This window comes from Pseudomonas sp. C6002 (assembly GCF_013385805.1).
In the GTDB taxonomy this organism is placed as follows: domain Bacteria; phylum Pseudomonadota; class Gammaproteobacteria; order Pseudomonadales; family Pseudomonadaceae; genus Aquipseudomonas.
Window position 1 is genome coordinate 584,806 of record NZ_JACAPH010000030.1, and the last position, 21,904, is coordinate 606,709.

Here is a 21,904-nt window from a genome sequence, read left to right on the forward strand (position 1 = left end):
CGAGGCGGGGGGCGGTTTCTCCAGTCAATCCGCAGGAAAAACACCCCCAAGTGACTATCTGTCATTGCTCCGAGGGCCGTGGCTGAGGGAAAATGCCGATCCTTTTTTCCGTTTCTTTTATTCAACCTCCAGGAGATCAGCGATGCCCAGCCGTCGTGAGCGTGCCAACGCCATTCGTGCCCTCAGCATGGATGCCGTGCAAAAAGCCAACAGCGGCCATCCCGGTGCCCCGATGGGCATGGCGGATATCGCCGAGGTACTTTGGCGTGACTACCTGAAACACAACCCGAGCAACCCGTCGTTCGCCGACCGTGACCGGTTCATCCTGTCCAACGGCCACGGCTCGATGCTGATCTACTCGTTGCTGCACCTGACCGGCTACGACGTCACCATCGACGACCTGAAAAACTTCCGCCAGATCCACAGCCGCACCCCGGGCCACCCGGAATACGGCTACACCCCTGGCGTTGAGACCACCACCGGTCCACTGGGCCAGGGCCTGGCCAACGCCGTGGGTTTTGCCCTCGCTGAAAAAGTCCTGAGCGCGCAGTTCAACCGCCCGAACCACAACATTGTCGACCACCATACCTACGTGTTCCTCGGTGATGGCTGCATGATGGAAGGCATTTCCCACGAAGTCGCCTCCCTGGCCGGTACCCTGGGCCTGGGCAAGCTGATCGCCTTCTACGATGACAACGGCATCTCCATCGACGGCGAAGTCGAAGGCTGGTTCACCGACGACACGCCAAAGCGTTTCGAAGCCTACAACTGGCAGGTGATCCGCAATGTCGACGGTCATGACCCGGAAGAAATCAAGATTGCGATCGAGACGGCCCGCAAAAGCGAGCAGCCGACCCTGATCTGCTGCAAGACCACCATCGGCTTCGGTTCGCCGAACAAGCAAGGCAAGGAAGACTGCCACGGCGCCCCACTGGGTGACGCGGAAATCGCCCTGACCCGCGCTGCGCTGAAGTGGAACCACGGCCCGTTCGAAATCCCGGCTGACATCTACGCCGAGTGGAACGCCAAGGAAGCCGGCCTGGCGGTCGAAGCCGAGTGGGACCAGCGTTTCGCGGCCTACTCCGCCGAATTCCCTGAGTTGGCCAACGAACTGGTTCGCCGCCTGGCCGGTGACCTGCCTGCCGACTTCGCTGAAAAGGCCTCGGCCTACATCGCCGAAGTGGCGGCCAAGGGCGAAACCATCGCCAGCCGTAAAGCCAGCCAGAACACCCTGAACGCGTTCGGCCCGCTGCTGCCTGAGTTCCTCGGCGGTTCGGCTGACCTGGCCGGTTCCAACCTGACCCTGTGGAAAGGTTGCAAAGGTGTCTCGGCGGAAGACGCCAGCGGCAACTACATGTACTACGGCGTACGCGAGTTCGGCATGAGCGCCATCATGAACGGCGTTGCCCTGCACGGCGGCCTGGTGCCTTACGGCGCGACCTTCCTGATGTTCATGGAATACGCCCGCAACGCCGTACGCATGGCGTCGTTGATGAAGAAGCGTGTGATCTTCGTCTACACCCACGACTCCATCGGCCTGGGCGAAGACGGCCCGACGCACCAGCCGGTCGAGCAATTGACCAGCTTGCGCACCACGCCGAACCTGGACACCTGGCGCCCATCGGACGCGGTCGAATCGGCTGTGGCCTGGAAGCACGCAATCGAGCGCAAGGACGGCCCTTCGGCGCTGATCTTCTCCCGTCAGAACCTGCAGCACCAAACCCGCGACGCGGCGCAGATCGAAGGCATCAGCCGTGGTGGCTACGTGCTGAAAGACTGCATCGGCGAGCCGGAGCTGATCCTGATCTCCACCGGTTCGGAAGTGGGCCTGGCGGTTCAGGCGTACGACAAGCTGACTGCCGCCGGTCGTAACGTGCGTGTGGTTTCGATGCCGTGCACCAGCGTCTTCGAAGCCCAGGACGCCGACTACAAGCAATCGGTGTTGCCGTTGCAGGTCAGCGCACGTATCGCCATCGAAGCGGCTCACGCCGACTACTGGTACAAGTACGTGGGCCTGGAAGGTCGCGTGATCGGCATGACCACCTACGGTGAGTCGGCGCCGGCGCCAGCGTTGTTCGAAGAGTTCGGTTTCACCCTGGAAAACATCCTGGGTCAGGCTGAAGAGCTGCTGGAAGACTAAAGCGCGTCCCCTTGTAGGAGCGAGCTTGTTGTGGCGAGGGAGCTTGCTCCCGCTGGGCTGCGAAGCGGCCCCAAGCCGTGCGATCGAGATGTGTCAGATACACCTCGTCAGCCGGTCTGGGAGTGCTTCGCACTCCAGCGGGAGCAAGCTCCCTCGCCACACAAGCGAGTTCCTGCAAAGGTTTGTGTCGCCCACAATGCGAGAACCCCATGCCTCAACCGCGTCCCTACAAAGTTGCACTCAACGGCTACGGCCGGATTGGTCGTTGCGTCTTGCGTGCTCTGTTCGAGCGAGGGCCGGCGGCCGGGTTTGAAATTGTCGCGATCAACGATCTGGCGGACATGGCCAGCATCGAATACCTGACACGCTTTGACTCCACCCACGGCCGGTTCCCCGGCGAAGTGCGGGTCGAGGACGATTGTCTGCATATTAATGGCAACTGCGTGAAGGTCCTGCGCAGTGCCACCCCTGAGGGCATCGACTGGGCGGCGCTGGACGTCGACCTGGTGCTGGAATGCTCCGGTGCCTATCACACCCGTGCCGACGGCCAGCGGTTTCTCGACGCCGGCGCACCACGGGTCCTGTTTTCCCAGCCGATGGCCAGCGAGGCGGATGTCGACGCCACCATCGTCTACGGCGTGAACCAGGATTGCCTGACCGGTGCCGAATTGCTGGTGTCCAACGCCTCCTGCACCACCAACTGCGGCGTGCCGCTGTTGCGCCTGCTGGACCAGGCGATTGGCCTGGAATACGTGTCGATCACCACCATTCACTCGGCAATGAACGATCAGCCGGTGATTGACGCTTACCACCATGAAGACCTGCGCCGTACGCGTTCGGCGTTTCAGTCGGTGATTCCGGTGTCCACCGGCCTGGCGCGCGGTATCGAGCGACTGTTGCCGGAACTTGCCGGGCGAATCCAGGCCAAAGCCGTACGGGTACCGACGGTGAATGTGTCTTGCCTGGACATCACCATGCAAACCGTCAGCGACACCGACGCCGGCGAAGTCAACCGGATCCTGCGCGACGCCGCCACCAGCGGCCCGCTCAAAGGCCTGTTGGCCTACACCGAGTTGCCGCACGCCAGCTGTGATTTCAACCACGACCCGCATTCGGCCATCGTCGATGCCAGCCAGACCCGCGTTTCCGGCCCACGGCTGGTGAACATCCTGGCTTGGTTCGACAACGAATGGGGTTTTGCCAACCGAATGCTGGACGTTGCAGAACACTATCTGCAAACAGCCTCTCCACAACTTTAGCTCTCAGGAATTGCCCCCCATGACCGTGTTGAAGATGACCGACCTCGATCTGCAAGGTAAGCGCGTACTGATCCGCGAAGACCTCAACGTCCCAGTCAAGGACGGTGTTGTCACCAGCGATGCGCGAATCCTGGCCTCGCTGCCGACCATCAAGCTGGCCCTGGAAAAAGGTGCGGCCGTGATGGTCTGCTCCCACTTGGGTCGTCCCACCGAAGGTGAATTCTCGGCAGAAAACAGCCTCAAGCCTGTAGCTGAATATTTGAGCAAGGCCCTGGGCCGCGACGTGCCGCTGGTTGCCGACTACCTGAACGGTGTGGACGTGAAGGCTGGCGACATCGTGCTGTTCGAAAACGTGCGCTTCAACAAGGGCGAGAAAAAGAACAGCGACGAACTGGCCCAGCAATACGCTGCCCTGTGCGACGTGTTCGTGATGGACGCCTTCGGCACCGCGCACCGTGCCGAGGGTTCGACCCACGGCGTGGCCAAGTTTGCCAAAGTTGCCGCAGCTGGCCCGTTGCTGGCGGCTGAACTGGACGCACTGGGCAAGGCCCTCGGCGCTCCGGCCCAACCGATGGCCGCCATCGTTGCCGGCTCCAAGGTGTCCACCAAGCTCGACGTGCTGAACAGCCTGAGCCAGATCTGCAACCAGCTGATCGTCGGCGGCGGCATTGCCAACACCTTCCTGGCGGCTGCCGGTCACCCGGTGGGCAAATCGCTGTACGAACCGGACCTGCTGGACACCGCCCGCGCCATCGCCGCCAAGGTCAGCGTGCCGCTGCCGGTAGACGTGGTGGTGGCCAAGGAATTCGCTGAAAGCGCCGAAGCCACCGTCAAGCTGATCGCTGACGTTGCCGCTGACGACATGATCCTGGACATCGGCCCGCAAACGGCAGCCAACTTCGCTGAACTGCTGAAGTCGTCCAAGACCATCCTGTGGAACGGCCCGGTCGGCGTGTTCGAGTTCGACCAGTTCGGCAACGGCACCAAAGTGCTGGCCCACGCCATCGCTGAAAGCTCGGCATTTTCCATCGCCGGCGGTGGCGACACCCTGGCGGCCATCGATAAATATGGCGTTGCTGACCAGATCTCCTACATTTCTACGGGGGGTGGTGCGTTCCTCGAATTCGTTGAAGGCAAGGTACTGCCGGCTGTCGAAGTGCTGGAAAGCCGGGCCAAGGGATAAGGCACTTGCTGAGGAAAAGGAGCATTCCGATGATCAGGTCGTTGGCACTGGTGATTGCAGCGGGCCTGCTGGCCGGCTGCGGCAGCACGCCGAAAGCGGCGCCCGAGTCTGAAAAGGCCGGGGCGGCTCGGCAAAAGAGTTGCTACCAGGCTGACTGGCAAGCCGAAACCATGCCGGTGATCAACAAGCGCATCGGGCCGGACGGGTTGGAGAAATACGACTCTGCGCCCAACGGTCAGGAACAGGGTTGCCCTTGACGGGTCTGATTCACTAACCGACAGCAGCGGTGGCCGCAGGTCGCCGCTTGAGGATTGGCAATGAAAGGCGTTTTCGCCCTGGCGGCACTGGCGTTATTGGCCGGATGCACCAACCTGAACATGTTCGACAAGAAGGCAGAGCCGGCAGACAAGTGGACCACCTGGACGTGTGACAGCCAGGCGCAAGTCAACTGGCGGTTTGCCGACCAGGCCCGCACCCAGGTGGATGTGCGCCTCGGCGGCTCGGACCAGGTGTATCGCCTCAAGCAGGATGTGGCGGCCTCGGGCGTGCTGTACAGCGACGGCCAGTTGGCGTTTCACACAAAAGGTGAGGAAGGCCTGGTTTACTGGGTTGCCACCGATGATTTGATCGGGCGTGGCTGTAAAGCACAGTAACCCCGACAGCAATAACGATTCAGCAGGGCAGGCTTTGAAAGCCTGACCTTCAATAACTTGAATAGCAGCCGCCGCTACGGCAGGCTTGCACGATTAACGACCCTCGACCGGGAGAGAGACTCACAATGGCACTTATCAGCATGCGCCAGATGTTGGACCACGCAGCCGAATTCGGCTATGGCGTTCCAGCCTTCAACGTCAACAACCTTGAGCAGATGCGCGCCATTATGGAAGCCGCTGACAAGACTGACTCTCCAGTGATCGTCCAGGCTTCGGCCGGCGCGCGCAAATACGCCGGTGCCCCGTTCCTGCGTCACCTGATCCTCGCCGCGATTGAAGAATTCCCGCACATCCCGGTGTGCATGCACCAGGACCACGGCACCAGCCCTGACGTGTGCCAGCGCTCCATCCAGCTGGGCTTCAGCTCGGTAATGATGGACGGTTCCCTGGGCGAAGACGGCAAGACCCCGACCGACTACGAATACAACGTACGCGTCACCCAACAAACCGTGGCCATGGCTCACGCCTGTGGCGTTTCGGTTGAAGGCGAACTGGGCTGCCTGGGTTCCCTGGAAACCGGCATGGCCGGTGAAGAAGACGGTATCGGAGCCGAAGGCGTACTGGATCACAGCCAAATGCTGACCGATCCGGAAGAAGCCGCCGACTTCGTGAAAAAGACCCAAGTTGACGCCCTGGCCATCGCCATCGGCACCAGCCACGGCGCCTACAAATTCACCAAGCCACCTACCGGCGATGTGTTGGCCATCGACCGCATCAAGGAAATCCACAAGCGCATCCCGAACACCCACCTGGTGATGCACGGTTCTTCCTCGGTACCGCAAGAGTGGCTGGCGATCATCAACCAGTACGGCGGCGACATCAAAGAAACCTACGGCGTGCCGGTTGAAGAAATCGTCGAAGGCATCAAGTACGGCGTGCGCAAGGTCAACATCGACACCGACCTGCGCCTGGCCTCCACCGGTGCAATGCGTCGCCTGATGGCCACCAACCCGAGCGAATTTGACCCACGTAAATTCTTCGGCGCTACCGTGACTGCCATGCGTGATGTATGTATCGCACGTTACGAAGCCTTCGGTACTGCGGGCAACGCTTCGAAGATCAAGCCGATCTCGTTGGAAGCGATGTACCAGCGTTACCTGAAAGGTGAGTTGAACGCCAAGGTTAACTAAGCCTTACGCGTTAATGAAAAGCCCGCAGCGATGCGGGCTTTTTTGTGGCTGAAATTTGATCAGGCGGCTGCGGGGGTGTCGAAGCCGCGGTATTCGATGACGCGGAATACGTCGCTTACGTCCTGCACCAGGATGCGGGCGGTGTTGGCTACGTGGTTCAGGTCACGCTCCGCAAAATCGGGCAGGCTGGAGCAGGCCATCAGGTTGAGGTGTTCGAGGGCGGCGTTGAGGCGTTCACGCAGGCAGGCGTGCAGGTCCGTGAGTGGTGCATCGCTGTCGATCAATAGCACGGGGTATTCCGTGGCTGTTTCGGTGCAAGGGGTGAAACGGCGGGGTGGGAGTTGTGGCTTCATGGCAAATCCTTAACTCAAAAGAAAATTGGCCACCGTTTGCTGCGAAACAAATAGGGTGGCAGCTGTACGCGGGTTCGCAGACCGAGGAGTTAAGACCCGGCAGACCCGAAGGTCTCCCACGTACAACCGCCATAAAAAGCCGACCATTGGCAGGACTGCCTATGTCGTATTTTGACGGGTACGGTATTAACTCTGTAGGGCTGCGAAACCCTGTCGCCGTTCAATGCCGGCGACGGGGCGAACTATAAGCGGCGCTCCGATTCACCGCAACGGCCCTGTAGGACACAACGCCCCTGTGGGAGCTGGCGGTGCGACGATTCGACTTGCCCGCGATGGCGGTGGGTCAGCCAACTTATTATGTGGCTGATACACCGCCATCGCGGGCAAGCCCGGCTCCCACAGGGATAAGTGTTGTTTAAGCGATTGTGTTAATCACCGAATGATCCTTGGGTCCCTAGGACAGTGCCTACGAGATGTGAGGAGACTTAGTTCTCCACCAGCACCTTCGGATTCGAGTTACCCCACACCGTATACAGATCCGCCAGCAACGCACCGTTGATGTCTTCAACTTCCGCCTGGCTGGTCTCCACCGCGCCCTGCTTGCCGAACAACACCACTTCATCGCCGCTCTTCACGGTCGGCACGTCGGTGACATCGACCATCAGGGTGTTCATCGACACCTTGCCCACCACCGGCACCCGGTGCCCGTTGATCAGCACGATGCCTTTGTTGGTAAACGCCCGGCGATAGCCGTCGGAATAACCCACGGTGATGTTCGCCAGTTTCGAATCCCGCGCCAGGGTGTAGGTGCGGTCGTAGCCTACGGTGTTGCCTTTCGGGTAGCTGTTGACCGACGCCACGTGGGATTTGAACTGCATCACGCGCTTGTATTCGGTGAACGACGGCACGGTATCGCCAAACAGCAGGCCGCCCGGACGAACCATGTCCAGCCGCGACTCGGGTACTTCCAGGGTGGCGAAGGAGTTGGCGGCGTGCAGGGTGATTTTGCTGCGGTCGAGCTGGGCGACGCTGATCAGCCAGTTGGCTTGTTCGTTGAACGCCTTGAGCCCGGTGCGCACGTCGGCGGCATCTTCAACGGCGAAGTGGGTCATGATCGCCGTCACCTGCAGGTTTGGCACCTTGGTAATGGCTACGGCGTCGCGGCGGCCCTGGGCGGTGGTCATTTCCACACCGTTGCGGCTCATGCCGCTGGAGTTCAGGCCCAGGTGCACGACCAGCGGGCGGCCGTGGTTTTCGGCGATCAGGCTGGCGCGCACGGCGAAGTCCAGATTGCCCACCAGCTCTTCGACGTTATACGGCAACGCAGCTTCCAGCTCGCTCAGGGCGGCGGTGCGTACGCGGATCAGTTGGCCCTTGAAGCCGCTTTCACGGACCACGCGGGCTTCTTCGTTGCTGGCGATGCCGACGCAGGGCACGCCCAGTTTGATCACCGAGGGCATCAGTAAACCGATGCCGTGACCGTAGGCATCCGCCTTGAGCACGGCGCAGATTTTCGACTTGTCAGCGAGGCTGGCTTGCAGGGTGCGGATATTGTTTTCGAAGGCGACCTTGTTGATTTCGACCCAGGCGTTGCTGTCCTGGATATTGACCTGGGCCACCCCGTCGGCCATCGAGAGGGGCGGGGCGGCGAAGGCCGGGTTTTGCAGCAGTGCCATGCCCATAGAGAGGGCGAGCAGGGTGCGGGAAAAGGGCATTGGGCAGTCTCCATGACTTTCTTGTAGGGGGTAGTGCGCGTGCGCGGCGCCATACTCGGATTGTCCTACAAGAAAGTCGAGACCCTGGGTCGCGGTTCTGTCCTAAAGCGTCGTGGGACCGGTCGCTGAAGCGAATCAGCTTCAGTCGTGGTCAATGTCCAGCTTGGCAAACGTCACGCGGGCGCCTTCCTTGCTGTTGCCGCTGTTGTCCTGCACGTAGGCGCCGGCCTTGAAGTACAGCGGCTGTTTGCCCCACGCAGCGCCGATGCGTTCGTTCCATTGCCCGTTGGCGGCGTCGACGCTCAGCAGGCCGGCCTTGTTCAGGTGGATGACGTAGGTGAAGTTGCGGTCCAGCGGTACGTTCTCGGCGACGATGATCACCCGGCCTTCCGACTCGTCAGGGCGCATGCGCACCTTGGCGACGATGTTGCCGGTCTGGGTTTTTTCCTTGTATTGGTATTCGACCTTGATCAGTGGCTTCTGGCTTTCGTAGGCGTGGATTTGACCGATCACCACCTTGCCGGACGACGGCACCTTGTTGATCGCCAACGTGGCACGCAGGAAATTGTCGGCGTCGCTGTACAGCCAGTTGCGCAGGCGGCCGTCGGCGTAGGTTTCCCGCAGTTCGCTGCGAGGGTAAACGGCGTTCTCGGTACGCGTGCCGGTTACCGGGGTCCAGAATTGCACGCTGCTGCCTTCGGCCTGGAAGTATTGGTCCTTGAACCCGCTGAGCAGTTTCGGCGTGTCGATGGTCGAGGGCGGGGAGCCGACGGGGATGCTCAGGTTCCAGGTGGACAGATCAATCATTGAATACGCCTTTAACGGGGAGAGAAGGCCTTGGCTCGGGAGCCGGCACTTTCTTTATAGGTGGCTCGAAATGGATTGTTAATGGCTTTGTGGCGGATTGTTGGCGCCAATGAAATGGCAAAAAGCCATGTTTCCCGTAAACCGCGGGCTGTAGACACTGACCGTTAGTCGGTTGTCTGGGCTTTGGCGCAATGATGGCACCGTCGTGGCTTCTGCTTTATGGGATCCAGGGCTAGAGTGAGCCCTTATTGTTTATCCGGTTTTGTCGCAAAAATGACCGGAATGACTCCGACGAAAGAGAAGCAGCAATGGAATGCGCTCCAATCAAGCCTCGCGATGGTTGTTCAGTGCTTTTGGTGGTCGATGACTATCCAGAAAACCTGATCAGCATGCGTGCGCTATTGCAGCGTGAAGATTGGCATGTGGTGACGGCGGCCTCCGGGGTTGAAGCCTTGGGATTGCTGCTCGAACACGACGTCGACCTGGTGTTGCTGGATGTGATGATGCCCGGCATGGACGGGTTCGAGGTGGCCCGGCTGATGCGCGGCAGCCAACGCACGCAACTGACCCCGATCATCTTTCTCAGCGCTCACGCCCAATCGCCAGCGGCGATGCTGGAAGGCTATGCCAGCGGCGCGATCGACTACCTGCTGAAACCCTTCGACCCGAATATCCTCAAGCCCAAGGTCCAGGCCCTGCTGGAGCACCAGCGCAACCGCCGTGCCTTGCAGCGCCTGAGTCACGATCTGGAATCGGCCCGGGCCTTCAATGCCTCGGTGCTCGACAATGCCGCCGAAGGCATCCTGGTGGTGGGCGAAGACGGCGTGATCAGCTACGCCAACCCGGCGATTTCGCGGCTGATCAATGCGCCGGTCGCCGAGATCCAGGGTGCCGAGTTCCTGGGCTTCCTACAGAAGCCCCATGTGCCTGGGTGGTCCGATTCTGCCTTGTATGAAGGCTACAAACGTGGCGAAACCTGGCGCCTGCACGACGCCATCTTGCGCACCGCACCCGGCCAGCAGTTGCCCGTGGCGATGTCGTGCGCCCCGCTGCCGGCCGAGCAGAAAGCCATGGTGGTCACGGTGCTGGACATGTCCGAGGTGCGCCATCTGCATCAGCAACTGGAGTTCCAGGCCGTCACCGACCCGCTGACGGGCCTGCTCAATCGGCGTGGGTTTCACCAGTCGGTGGAGAATGTGCTGTTGCGCAGCGAGCGTAACGAGCAGTCGCTGGTGCTGCTGTACCTGGACCTGGACGGGTTCAAGCGGGTCAACGATTCCCTCGGCCACGACGCCGGAGACCGCGTGCTGCGCTGGGTCTCGGAACAGTTGAAGGCGTGCCTGCGCTCCTACGACATTCTTGGCCGCATGGGCGGGGATGAATTCACCGCGCTGCTGGAGCTGGAATTTCCGGAGCAGGCGGCCAAGATTGCGGAAAAACTGATCGAACGGGTGTCGATCTGTCAGCAGGTCGACGGTCTGGATGTGATGCTGGGCGTCAGTATCGGCATCGCCACTTTCCCGGACTGCGGCTCGGACCTCAACGGCCTGCTGCGCGCGGCCGACGTCGCGATGTACGAGGCCAAGCGCGCCGGGCGTCAGCAATATCGCTACTACGATCAGGAAATGAACGGCCGGGCCCGCTCGCGCCTGATGCTCGAAGACAGCGTACGCAGCGCCATCGACAGCAAGGATTTCACCCTGGTGTACCAGCCGCAGGTGTCGTTGCACGACGGCCATCTGCGGGGCGTCGAAGCGCTGCTGCGCTGGCAGCACCCGAGTGTCGGCGATGTGCCGCCGGGGCTGTTTCTGCCGTTGCTCGAAGAGGCGCGGCTGATCAGCCAGTTGAGCACCTGGATCTACCAGCAGGTGGCCGCCCAACGGCAGGCATGGGCAGGGGTGTTCAGCGATGAGTTGGTCCTGAGCGTGAGCTTGAGCAGCAGCCAGTTCAATATGCCGAACCTGGCCAGCCAGCTGCAGCAGGTGCTGGAGCGACATGGGTTGCAAGGCCGGCAGCTTGAGGTGGAGATCAGTGAAGAAAGCCTGATGCACAATCTGGATGAGTCCACCAAGCAGCTCAAGCTGTTGCGCCGGGCCGGCGTGCGGATTGCCCTGGATGATTTCGGCGCGGGCAACTGCTCCCTGGCCCACCTGCGGGACCTGGAATTCGACACCCTCAAGCTCGACCCGAAGCTGATCGCCCGCCTGCCGGGTTCATCCCGGGACGCGGCGATGGCGCGCAGCATTATCGAATTGTGCCGGCATTTTGATCTGCTGGTGATTGCCGAAGGCGTCGAGACCCAGGAGCAAGTTGAGTGGCTCAAGGCCAACGGCTGCCAGTTCATCCAGGGCCCGCAGGTGGCGCCGCCGTTGATCGCGGATGAAATTGCCGACTGGCGCCTGCGCGCAGCGGCCCGCTGAATTCGCTACACTGGCGCCCATTCAAATACCCGTTGTTGACCCCATGACCGCGCTGAAATACCTCCAGGCCTACCCCCCAGCATTGCAGGAGCAAGTGCGCCAGTTGATTGCCAAGGACCAACTCGGCGACTACCTGACCCAGCGCTACCCCGAGCGGCATGGCGTGCAGAGCGACAAAGCGCTGTACAGCTACGCCCAGGCCCTGAAGCAGGAACACCTGCGCAACGCCCCGGCCATCGACAAGGTGTTGTTCGATAACCGTCTGGACCTGACCCACCGCGCCCTCGGCCTGCACACCACCATCTCTCGGGTGCAGGGTGGCAACCTCAAGTCGAAGAAAGAAATCCGTATCGCCTCGCTGTTCAAGGAAGCCGCGCCGGAATTTCTGCGCATGATCGTGGTACACGAACTGGCGCACTTCAAGGAATCGGACCACAACAAGGCGTTCTACAAACTCTGTGAATACATGTTGCCGGGCTACCATCAGGTGGAATTCGACCTGCGGGTGTACCTGACCTGGCGGGACCTGCAGGGCAAGCCCTGACCTTCAAAGGCGATCAAGCATGGATGTGAGCAAGACCAAAAGCAGCTTCTACCGGCGCCTGTATGTGGCGTACCTGATTGATAGCCAGCTGGCCAGCAGCGTGCCGGCACTGACCGAGGTGACGGGCATGCCCCGGCGTACTGCACAGGACACGATTGCGGCGTTGGCGGACCTGGATATTGTGTGTGAGTTTGAACAGGAAGACGGCGCCCGCAATCATGCCGGGCGCTATCGGATTCGTGATTGGGGCGCGATTGATCGGCGCTGGATCGAGGCGAACCTGGCGAGCATTAAACAGGTGTTGGATTACCCCTGAAGGCTTGTAGTGACCGGGCCGACGCCTTCGCGAGCAAGCCCGCTCCCACATTCGACCGCATTCCAAAGGTGGAACTCGGTCAAATGTGGGAGCGGGCTTGCTCGCGAAGAGGCCCTCATGCCCGGCGCATGCCTATATGTGGAATGTCATCCTCAAGGTATTCCTCACCCGCCGCCACAAACCCGTAACGCCCGTAATACCCCTGCAAATGCGCCTGGGCCGACAGATAGATCGGCACGTCGGGCCACTGTTTCTCTGCCTGCCTGAGGGCTTCGTCCATCATCTGGTGGCCCAGCCCGGTACCCCGCGCGCTCGGCGCAACGATCACCCGGCCGATCACCACATCACCACCCTGTGATTCAGGATCCAGCAGGCGCAGGTAGGCCCGCAGTTGACCATCATCCCAGGCCATCAGGTGATGGGTGTCACCGTCCAGGTCCTGGCCGTCGATGTCCTGGTACACGCATTTCTGCTCGACCACGAAGACCTCCGAGCGCAGGCGCAAAATGGCGTACAGCTGCTCCTTGCCCAGGTCACTGTGGTGTTTGCAGACCCATTCGACTGTCATGGTGTTCTCTCGGCTGATTGTCTGGTCAGGATAGTAAGCGCGCGGGAGGCGAGTGTCTAAATTGCGGTTTTTTTGTGAGTGAGATCAATTTGCCATCATTCTCTGCGTGCGACGCTGCCGTCTTTGTGTAATCTGCAGTACAGGCTCATTGATGAGCTACTGTTAAATCCTCGGGTTGCCCCAGAGGTCAGGCCATAGAATGCCCGCCAAGGACTTGAGCATGCCGCGATTTTCTCGTGCCGTTGCTTTGATCGGTTTGTTGTTGCTGGCCCAGGCGGCGGCGGCAGAACGCTTGCGACTGGTGGCGGATGCCTGGCCGCCGTTCACTGACGCCACCCTGGTCAATGGTGGTTTGGCCACCGACATCGTGACCACCGCCCTGGCCCGTGCCGGCTATGCCAGTGAGTTTGAACAGGTGCCCTGGGCCCGCGCCCTGATGGGTGTGGGCGATGGGCGTTACGACGTATTGGTGAACGCCTGGTACGACGATGCGCGTACTCAGTTGGGGCAGTTTTCCGGCGAATACCTGCTCAACCGGGTGCTGTTTCTCAAGCGCCGCGACGATCCCATCGACTACCAGAACCTGGAGCAGTTGCACGACTACCCCGTCGCGGTGGTGCGTGGCTATGCCTATTCAGCGGCGTTCGATGCCGATCCGCAATTGCAGAAAGTCCCGGTGCATAACTTCGCCATGGCCGTGCGCATGTTGGCGGCACGGCGGGTGCGGCTGACGCTGGAGGACGAATTCGTCGCCCGCTACTACCTGGCTCGGGAGTCCGCCACCGTGCGCAACGCGGTGGAGTTTTTGCCGGTACCGTTGAGTGAGAACAGCCTGCACATTCTGGTCAGCCTGAAAAATCCCCGGCATGAGCAGATTGTTGCCGGGTTTGATCGGGAGATTGCCAGGATGAAAGTGGATGGCAGTTATGCGCGGTTGATGAAGCAGCACGGGATGTAGTGAGGCTAATGGCCCCTTCGCGAGCAAGCCCGCTCCCACATTCGACCGCATTCCAAAGGTGGAACTCGGCCGAATGTGGGAGCGGGCTTGCTCGCGAAGAGGGTTCAGGCTTCGCTGGTATCTTTGATCAGGTGAGCCGCCAGCGTGCGCAGCGGCCCCAGTTGCCGGCAGATCAACGCCAATTGCGTCTGCACCAGCCGCTGCCCTTCATCAATCTCATCCGGCATCTGCTCCAGATCCACCGCCAAGGCTTCTTCCGCATCACTCTGAATCGCGATTGGCTGCTTGTTGGCCAGCCCGGTGGCGATCTCGTCAATGCTCGCCGCCAGCGTCTTCCCGGCACCTTCGATCAAGTGTTCGCGCACTTCCGCCGGCAGTTGGGTTTCCCGGTGGGCGCCCAGCCCCGACAGGTAGCTGAGCAGCGTGTGGGACAGCACCAGGAACCTGAATCCCACGTCCGCTTCCTTACGGAAATGCCCCGGCTCCATCAGCATGTTCGCCAGGGTGGTGGACAGCGCGGCGTCGGCGTTGTGGGCATTGCGCCGGGCAAGACGGTAAGCCAGGTCGTCGCTTTTGCCCGCGGCGTACTGCTGCATGATCTGGCGCAGGTAGATGCTGTTGCAGGTCAGGGTATTGGCCAGCACCTTGTTCAGGCGTCGGCCCTGCCAGTCCGGCAGGAACAGGAACACCGCCAGCCCGGCGATCAGGCTGCCGAGCAAGGTATCGAACAGCCGTGGCAGGAACAGCCCGTAGCCGTCGCCCACCTGGTTGAAGCAGAACAGCACCATCAGCGTGATCGCGGCGGTCGCCAGGGTGTAGCGCGTGGTGCGGTTGATAAAGAACACCAGGCCCGCGGCGATGGCGAACATCGACTGGATCAGCGGGTTGGGGAACAGGTCGAACAGCGCCCAGGCGATGGTCAGGCCGATGGCTGTGCCGATGATCCGCTGGCCCAGCTTGCGCCGGGTGGCGCCGTAGTTTGGCTGGCACACGAACAGCGTGGTGAGGATGATCCAATAGCCTTGGGACGGGTGAATCAAGTGCACCATCCAGTAGCCGATACTCAGCGCCAGGGGCAGGCGCAGGGCATGGCGGAACAGCAACGAAGTCGGCGTCAACTGCGTGCGCAGGCGCGTCCACATTTCCTTGAGGTTGCGCGGCGCACGGTCCAGCAGGCTGCTGTCGGTGGCATCGGCCAGGCTGTCTGGGTTGGCGGCGTCGCCGAGCAGGCGGTCCAGGGTCGACAGGTTGGCGGCCAGGGCGCGCAGGGAGCGCAGCAGGCCGCGCCAGGCCGGGTTGCTCTGGATGCGCAGGTGTTCCAGGGAGGCGTTGAGGTCGCCCAGGGCTTCGGCGAAGCTGGCGTCATAAACGAACGGCTGGCGCATCTGGATCGATTCGGCCAGGGTCTGGCAGGCCTTGCCTTGCTGGCGCAACAGGCGCTGGCAGCGGAACAGCACGTCGCTGTGGAAGAAGGCTTCGGCGAGGGCGTTGTAAGGGTAGTGCGAGGAGCTGGCGCGCTCGTGGATGTCCTGGGCCAGGAAGTACAGCTTGAGGTAGCGGCTGACCTTGGAGCCCGGGCGACCATTGCCGACCCGGTGCAGGATGATCTCTTTGGCGGCGTTCAGTGCTGCCACCACCCGGCCGTTCTGCTGCGCCAGTTCCAGGCGCCGCGCTTCCACATCCAGTTGGCGGATCGGTTCGAACAGCGACGACTTGAGCTTGAGGTAGCGTCCCAGCTCGCGAAACAGTCGCGCCAGGCTCTGCTGCACCGGCTGGTTGGAAAACAGCACCTGCCACAACACCGACAGCGCGCCATACCACGCGGCGCCGGCCACCAGCAGCAAGGGTTCATGCCAGAAGTCGGTGACGGCGCCACCGCGCTGGTCCACGCCGATCATGGTGTAGACCGAGAGAATCAGGGTGGCCGAAGCGATCGCCCCATAACGCTCGCCGAGGGCACCGAGCATGGTCAGGCCGAAGCTGGATAGAGCCAGGAAGATCGCGAAGATCCAGGGATAAGGGAAAAGCAGTTCGACGGACAGTGCCGCAGTGCTGAAGCACACCAGTGTCACGGCCAGGGCGTTGAGCCGGCCTTGCCAGTTGTCATCGGTCTCGGCCAGGGCGCTGGCGATAATGCCCAGGAACAGCGGGATCAGCAGCGCCATTTCATTCTGGTACCAGCACAGCGCCATGCTGCCGGTCAGGGCGATGAATACCCGTACGCTGTAACTGAACTTATCCAGTGCCCAAAGGCGCCGCATGGACTGCTTGAAGGAGGTCGATGACATGAAGTCTGGGGTCTTCCGGGACGATGCCGCTAAATTGAGCCAGTAATGACGCCACGGCAAGCGTGGCGATCACATCTGAGAGCAAAATTTATTCCAGTCATTACTTCCAAGCACACCACGAACCAAATGTGGGAGCGGGCTTGCTCGCGAAGGCGGTGTATCAGTCACTGATGTATTAGCTGACACTCCGCCTTCGCGAGCAAGCCCGCCCCCACATTTTTTACCGGGTTCCGTCAGGCAAATTGGGCAGCGGCATAACCGGAGGCCCACGCCCACTGGAAATTGAACCCGCCCAGGTGACCGGTCACATCCAACACTTCGCCGATGAAGTACAAACCGGGGCTTTTCAGGGATTCCATGGTCTTGGACGAAACCTCCCGGGTGTCCACGCCACCCAGGGTGACCTCGGCGGTGCGATAGCCTTCAGTACCCGCCGGCACCAGTTGCCAGCTCCCCAGTTTGCCGGCGATGTCGGCAATCTCGGCGTGGGTGTACTGCTTCATCGGCTTGGAAACGAACCAGGTTTCGGCCAGCAGGTTGGCCATCTTCTTGGTGAAGATCTCACCCAGCAGGGTTTTCAGCTCGCTGTTCGGGCGCTCCACCTGTTGCGCTTGCAGCCAGGTGTGGGCGTCGTGGTCGGGCAGCAGGTTGATTTCCACGGTGTCGCCGGGTTCCCAGTAGGAGGAAATCTGCAGGATCGCCGGCCCGCTCAGGCCGCGGTGGGTAAACAGGATGTTCTCGCGAAAGCTTTGGTCGTTGCAGCTCACCAGGCAATCCACGGACGTACCGGACAGCTCGCCGCACAATTCCTTGAGCTGGTCAGTGATGGTGAACGGCACCAGCCCGGCGCGGGTTGGCAGCAGTTCATGGCCGAACTGCTTGGCGACCTGGTAACCAAAGCCGGTGGCACCCAGGGTCGGGATCGACAGCCCGCCGGTGGCGATCACCAGTGATTCGCAGCGCAACTCACCCAGGGTGGTTTGCAACTGATAGCCGCCATCGACCTTGGCAATCTCCTGCACCGAGGTGTCCAGGTGCATGCTCACGCCGACCTGGATGCACTCATCCAGCAGCATCCCGAGGATGTCGCTGGACTTGTTGTCGCAGAACAGCTGGCCGAGTTTTTTCTCGTGGTACGGCACGCCGTGCTTGGCCACCAGCCCGATGAAATCCCACTGGGTGTAGCGGGCCAGGGCGGACTTGCAGAAGTGCGCGTTGTGGGAGAGGAAGTTGGCAGGCTCCGTGTACATATTGGTGAAGTTGCAGCGGCCACCGCCGGACATCAGGATCTTTTTGCCGGCCTTGTTCGCGTGGTCGATCAACATCACCTTGCGCCCACGCCCGGCGGCGGTCAGCGCACACATCAAGCCTGCGGCGCCGGCGCCAATGATCACAACTTCGGTCGAGCGCACAGCCATGTCCTCATACAAATTCTGAATTGGAATACAGTCAAATGTGGGAGCGGGCTTGCTCGCGAATGCGCAGTGTCAGTCACCGAATCTGTCGACTGATATACCGCATTCGCGAGCAAGCCCGCTCCCACATTTTTGATCTCGGTATAGCTTGAGATCTTTACAGGATACGCACGCGCAACGAACGGCCTTTGATCTTGCCGTCATTCAAACGCTGCAATGCCTGCTTGGCGATCCCGCGTTCAACGGCCACGAACGCCTGGAAATCAAAGATCGCGATCTTGCCGACCTGGGCCCCCGGGATCCCGGCTTCACCGGTCAGTGCGCCGAGGATGTCGCCCGGGCGAACCTTGTCTTTACGGCCGGCGGCAATGCACAGGGTGCTCATCACCGGCAGCAACGGGCCGCCGCTCTGAGGCTTGAGGTTGTCCAACTGGTCCCAGTTCAGCGGCGACTTCTGCAACTGCTCGATGGCCTGGGCGCGGTGGGCTTCAGACGGGGCAACCAGGCTGATAGCGATGCCAGTCTCACCCGCGCGACCGGTACGGCCCACGCGGTGAATGTGGATTTCCGAGTCGCGGGCCAGTTCGACGTTGATCACCATGTCCAGTGCATCAATGTCCAGGCCACGGGCGGCAACGTCAGTGGCGACCAGTACCGAAGTACTGCGGTTGGCGAACATCGCCAGTACCTGGTCACGGTCGCGCTGTTCCAGGTCGCCATGCAGGCCAACGGCGGAGATGCCCTTGGCGGTCAGGTGATCCACGGTTTCCTGCACTTGCTGCTTGGTAAAGCAGAAGGCTACGCAAGACGCCGGGCGGAAATGCGCCAGGACCTTGGTCACCGCGTCCATGCGCTCTTCCGGGGAGATCTCGTAGAAGCGTTGCTCGATCTGGTCGTCCGAGTGGAACGCTTCGGCCTTGACCTGTTGCGGCGCGCGCATGAATTTCGAGGCCAGCTGCTTGATGCTCACCGGGTAGGTGGCCGAGAACAGCAGGGTCTGGCGGCGGGCCGGGGTCTTGCTGATGATGTCTTCGATGGCGTCGTAGAAGCCCATGTCGAGCATGCGGTCGGCTTCATCGAGGATCAGCGTGTTCAAGCCGTCCAAAACCAGCGAACCCTTGCGCAGGTGCTGCTGGATGCGGCCCGGGGTGCCGACGATGACGTGGGCGCCGTGCTCCAGGGAGGCGATCTGCGGGCCGAGGGACACGCCGCCGCACAGGGTCAGCACCTTGATGTTGTCTTCGGCGCGGGCCAGGCGACGGATTTCCTTGGCCACCTGGTCAGCCAGCTCGCGGGTCGGGCACATGACCAGTGCCTGGCAGCCGAAGTAGCGCGGGTTGATCGGGTTCAACAGGCCGATGCCAAAGGCTGCGGTCTTGCCGCTGCCGGTCTTGGCCTGGGCAATCAGGTCCAGCCCTTTGAGGATCACCGGCAAGCTTTGCGCCTGGATCTGCGTCATCTCGACATAACCCAGCGAGTCGAGGTTAGCCAGCATGGCGGCGGACAGGGGCAAAGTATTAAAAGCGGTGGCGATGGTAGTCACGGGACTGGCTCTGCAAAACAAAATGTCGCGCAGTGTACCAGCCTCGTGGGATTTTCCCTGCAAGTTCTAGACGAGAAGCCTGTTAATGCTCAATGTCGTGCTCACGGCTGACCACGCGTTTGCCGTCTTTTGGCGACAATTGCAGGAAGATCGCCGCCGCCAGCATCGCCATGATGCCCACGGTGACGAAGGTCAACTGGAACGCGCCGAGCACGGTGTCGACCCCGTCGTTGCCCACTTCGGCGGTAAAACCACCCAGCAGCGCACCGGCGCAGGCCACCCCAAGGCTCAGGGACAACTGCGCCACCACCGACAGCAAACTGTTGCCGCTGCTGGCCTGGGCGTCGTCGAGGTCGATCAGGGTCACGGTGTTCATCGCGGTGAATTGCAGCGAGTTGATCGCCCCGAGGATCGCCAGCATGCTCAGCAGCAGCGGGTAGGGCGTGTGTTCGCTGACCAGGCCCATGCTTGCCAGCATGATGCCCAGCGCCAGGGTGTTGCCGGTCAGCACCACGCGGTAGCCCAGGCGCTCGATCAGCGGCCGGGCGATGGACTTGGCAAACATCGCCGCCGCCGCCAGGGGCAGCATGCTCATCCCGGCTTCGGACGGTGAGTAACCGAGCGCCACCTGCAGCAACAGCGGCACCAGGAACGGCAACGCGCCGCTGCCCAGGCGAGCGAACAGGTTGCCGAGGATGCCCACCGCAAAGGTCCGGGTCTTGAACAGCACCGGCGAGAACAGCGGGTTGTCGATATGCCCGGCGCGCAGCCAATACGCCGCCAGGCACGCGAGGCCGCCGAACAGCAGCAACATCACCCGCAGGTGCGGCAGGTGCAATTCGCCGAGGCCTTCCATGGCGATAGTGATCAGCACCATCGCCGCGCCGAACAGCAGGAAACCCACGCCGTCGAACCGCGTACGTTCGCTGCCGCGCAGGTCGGGGATGAATTTCCAGACGGCGTAGCAGCCGATGATGCCCACCGGCAGGTTGATCAGGAAGATCCAGTGCCAGGTCAGGTATTGCACCATCCAGCCGCCCATGGTCGGGCCGAGCAGTGGGCCGAGCAGCCCGGGAATGGTGATGAAACCCATGATCCGCACCAGCTCCGAGCGCGGGTAGGCGCGCAGCACCACCAGCCTGCCCACCGGCAACATCAACGCACCGCCCAGGCCCTGGATCACCCGGGCGCCCACCAGCATGGTCAGCGTGCTGGAGAGCGCGCAGAGCAACGAGCCAATGCTGAACAGCATGATCGCGCCGAAGAAGATCTTCTTGGTGCCGAAGCGGTCGGCCACCCAGCCCGAGGCGGGAATCAGCAGGGCCACGGTGAGCATGTAGGCAATCACTACGCCTTGCATGCGCAAGGGGTTCTCCGCCAGGTCTCGGGCCATGGCCGGCAAGGCGGTGTTGAGAATCGTCCCATCCAGCGACTGCATGAAGAAGGCAATCGCTACCACCCAGGGTAGCCAGCGGGCGGTCTTGGCATCGAGAGGGGCGCGATTCGGCATGAGTTACCTTTTTGTTAGCAGCCTATGTGTCGGCGATTATGCGCCATCGGCGGCTCCTTTTCCCACAGGCCCTTCGTCTATATCTGACAACGCCACGTGTTTGCCCACCAGGAAATCAATCAGCGCGCGGTGCACGGCCAGGGCCGCTTCGCGGGATTCCAGGTCGAGCAAATGGCCGGTGTGTTCGGCGGTGGCGAAGCTGCTGCGGCCTACGTATTTTTTGAACAGTTGGGCTTCGTCTGCCGGGGTGTACTCGTCCAGCACGCCGTTGAGGAAGTGCACCGGGGTTTCGATCCGGGTCAGTTGCGGCAGGTAGTTGCCGTCACCCAGCGCCAGCACCTGATGGATATGGAAGCGTGCCTGGCGATACTCGGTGGTGGCCATGGTCGACAGGTGCCGGTGATTGTTGCGCTTGAGCCGGGGCGACAGGTATTTGCCCACGGTTTCATTCAGTAGATGGCCGACGGCGGATTTGTCATCGGCCTCGATCAGCACGCGCACCCGCTCTACGTATTCGAGCATGGCCTGGTTGAGGTTGGGCGCCAGTGCCATCACCACCGAGCTTTCAATCGACGGCGGGTTGTGGGCGAGGGTCAGCAGCGTGGAAATCCCCCCCCATGAGGCAGACACCAGGTGGTTGACCTGAAAGCGTTCCACCAGAGCGCGCAGGATCTGCACTTCATCGTCCTTGGTCACAAGGTCGAGGTCGGTGTTGTGCGGGCGTGAATAGCCGGAGAACGGCAGGTCGAACATCAGCACATTGAAGTGCTCGGACAGGCACTTGCTGGTGCGTGCAAACGAGCGGGTGGTGGACAGCGCGCCGTTGACCAACAGCACGGTTTTCTTCTCTGGGTTGTTACCAAGTTGCTCTACGTGAACGTTGTAGTGCTTGAACAGCTTTTCAATGACAAAACTTCCATGGTTCATGTCAACGCTCCAGCTTGCCCTATCCCGGGCAAGGTCGTGCATCACTTGCGTGCAAGTGGGTTGAGGACGGCGGGGTGTTGTTTGAGTTTTTTTACCGCGCGGACGTGGCTAGGTG

At 61.4% G+C, this 21,904-nt stretch carries 19 protein-coding genes; 10 read left to right on the plus strand and 9 right to left on the minus strand.

What is annotated here, in order from left to right:
- The first annotated feature begins 142 nt into the window (after positions 1 to 142).
- The 6 genes from tkt (at position 143) to fba (ending at position 6,425) form a co-directional block, all read left to right on the plus strand.
- On the plus strand, positions 143 to 2,140 hold the full coding sequence (gene tkt / locus HX817_RS22460; RefSeq protein WP_177041228.1) for a transketolase: 1,998 nt from the start codon (positions 143 to 145) through the stop codon (positions 2,138 to 2,140).
- 209 nt (positions 2,141 to 2,349) lie between these two features.
- Complete coding sequence (gene epd / locus HX817_RS22465; RefSeq protein ID WP_008434077.1) at positions 2,350 to 3,399, plus strand: erythrose-4-phosphate dehydrogenase; 1,050 nt, start codon at positions 2,350 to 2,352, stop codon at positions 3,397 to 3,399.
- Between the two features lie 19 nt (positions 3,400 to 3,418).
- Positions 3,419 to 4,582 (plus strand): phosphoglycerate kinase, encoded by a 1,164-nt coding sequence (locus HX817_RS22470; RefSeq protein WP_003216867.1) that lies wholly within the window; start codon positions 3,419 to 3,421, stop codon positions 4,580 to 4,582.
- Positions 4,583 to 4,611: 29 nt separating this feature from the next.
- The gene (locus tag HX817_RS22475) at positions 4,612 to 4,839 is read left to right on the plus strand and encodes a hypothetical protein (RefSeq protein ID WP_008434073.1); all 228 of its coding nucleotides are present in this window, start codon (positions 4,612 to 4,614) and stop codon (positions 4,837 to 4,839) included.
- Between the two features lie 60 nt (positions 4,840 to 4,899).
- Entirely contained in the window at positions 4,900 to 5,235 is a 336-nt protein-coding gene (locus HX817_RS22480) for an MliC family protein (protein WP_003216869.1), read from the plus strand.
- Between the two features lie 125 nt (positions 5,236 to 5,360).
- Positions 5,361 to 6,425 (plus strand): class II fructose-bisphosphate aldolase, encoded by a 1,065-nt coding sequence (gene fba, locus HX817_RS22485; RefSeq protein ID WP_003177554.1) that lies wholly within the window; start codon positions 5,361 to 5,363, stop codon positions 6,423 to 6,425.
- A 59-nt stretch (positions 6,426 to 6,484) separates the two neighbouring features.
- Here the strand turns inward: fba and HX817_RS22490 are convergent, their stop codons facing one another.
- From HX817_RS22490 to HX817_RS22500, 3 genes are all read right to left on the minus strand, one after another.
- A complete protein-coding gene (locus HX817_RS22490) occupies positions 6,485 to 6,778 on the minus strand; it encodes a hypothetical protein (protein ID WP_008434070.1) in 294 nt (97 codons plus the stop codon).
- A 485-nt stretch (positions 6,779 to 7,263) separates the two neighbouring features.
- Positions 7,264 to 8,493, minus strand: a complete 1,230-nt coding sequence (gene alr / locus HX817_RS22495; protein WP_134327449.1) for an alanine racemase — start codon at positions 8,491 to 8,493, stop codon at positions 7,264 to 7,266.
- Positions 8,494 to 8,634: 141 nt separating this feature from the next.
- On the minus strand, positions 8,635 to 9,300 hold the full coding sequence (locus HX817_RS22500; protein ID WP_177041230.1) for a polysaccharide lyase family 7 protein: 666 nt from the start codon (positions 9,298 to 9,300) through the stop codon (positions 8,635 to 8,637).
- A gap of 308 nt (positions 9,301 to 9,608) precedes the next feature.
- On the opposite strand from HX817_RS22500, the gene HX817_RS22505 reads away from it, so the two are divergent.
- From HX817_RS22505 to HX817_RS22515, 3 genes are read left to right on the plus strand one after another with little or no spacing between them, the layout of a single operon-like run.
- On the plus strand, positions 9,609 to 11,720 hold the full coding sequence (locus HX817_RS22505) for a bifunctional diguanylate cyclase/phosphodiesterase (RefSeq protein WP_087693222.1): 2,112 nt from the start codon (positions 9,609 to 9,611) through the stop codon (positions 11,718 to 11,720).
- A gap of 43 nt (positions 11,721 to 11,763) precedes the next feature.
- The gene (locus tag HX817_RS22510) at positions 11,764 to 12,264 is read left to right on the plus strand and encodes a M48 family metallopeptidase (RefSeq protein ID WP_003216881.1); all 501 of its coding nucleotides are present in this window, start codon (positions 11,764 to 11,766) and stop codon (positions 12,262 to 12,264) included.
- Positions 12,265 to 12,283: 19 nt separating this feature from the next.
- Complete coding sequence (locus HX817_RS22515; RefSeq protein ID WP_003216883.1) at positions 12,284 to 12,580, plus strand: helix-turn-helix domain-containing protein; 297 nt, start codon at positions 12,284 to 12,286, stop codon at positions 12,578 to 12,580.
- A 115-nt stretch (positions 12,581 to 12,695) separates the two neighbouring features.
- Here HX817_RS22515 and HX817_RS22520 read toward each other — a convergent pair whose 3' ends face one another.
- Positions 12,696 to 13,148 (minus strand): GNAT family N-acetyltransferase, encoded by a 453-nt coding sequence (locus tag HX817_RS22520; RefSeq protein WP_008434061.1) that lies wholly within the window; start codon positions 13,146 to 13,148, stop codon positions 12,696 to 12,698.
- A gap of 220 nt (positions 13,149 to 13,368) precedes the next feature.
- Between HX817_RS22520 and HX817_RS22525 the strand changes: the two genes are divergently transcribed.
- The gene (locus HX817_RS22525; protein ID WP_177041231.1) at positions 13,369 to 14,106 is read left to right on the plus strand and encodes an ABC transporter substrate-binding protein; all 738 of its coding nucleotides are present in this window, start codon (positions 13,369 to 13,371) and stop codon (positions 14,104 to 14,106) included.
- 104 nt (positions 14,107 to 14,210) lie between these two features.
- Here the strand turns inward: HX817_RS22525 and yccS are convergent, their stop codons facing one another.
- The 5 genes from yccS to HX817_RS22550 all read right to left on the minus strand — a co-directional run bounded on the left by yccS (position 14,211) and on the right by HX817_RS22550 (position 21,789).
- Entirely contained in the window at positions 14,211 to 16,394 is a 2,184-nt protein-coding gene (gene yccS / locus HX817_RS22530) for a YccS family putative transporter (RefSeq protein WP_177041233.1), read from the minus strand.
- 233 nt (positions 16,395 to 16,627) lie between these two features.
- Complete coding sequence (locus HX817_RS22535; RefSeq protein ID WP_003216890.1) at positions 16,628 to 17,806, minus strand: NAD(P)/FAD-dependent oxidoreductase; 1,179 nt, start codon at positions 17,804 to 17,806, stop codon at positions 16,628 to 16,630.
- A gap of 160 nt (positions 17,807 to 17,966) precedes the next feature.
- Positions 17,967 to 19,304: an ATP-dependent RNA helicase DbpA gene (gene dbpA / locus HX817_RS22540; protein WP_236260841.1), complete on the minus strand. Its 1,338-nt coding sequence runs from the start codon at positions 19,302 to 19,304 to the stop codon at positions 17,967 to 17,969.
- A 130-nt stretch (positions 19,305 to 19,434) separates the two neighbouring features.
- On the minus strand, positions 19,435 to 20,862 hold the full coding sequence (mdtD, locus tag HX817_RS22545; protein ID WP_003216894.1) for a multidrug transporter subunit MdtD: 1,428 nt from the start codon (positions 20,860 to 20,862) through the stop codon (positions 19,435 to 19,437).
- 36 nt (positions 20,863 to 20,898) lie between these two features.
- Positions 20,899 to 21,789 (minus strand): alpha/beta fold hydrolase, encoded by an 891-nt coding sequence (locus HX817_RS22550; protein WP_177041235.1) that lies wholly within the window; start codon positions 21,787 to 21,789, stop codon positions 20,899 to 20,901.
- Between the last annotated feature and the right edge of the window lie 115 nt (positions 21,790 to 21,904).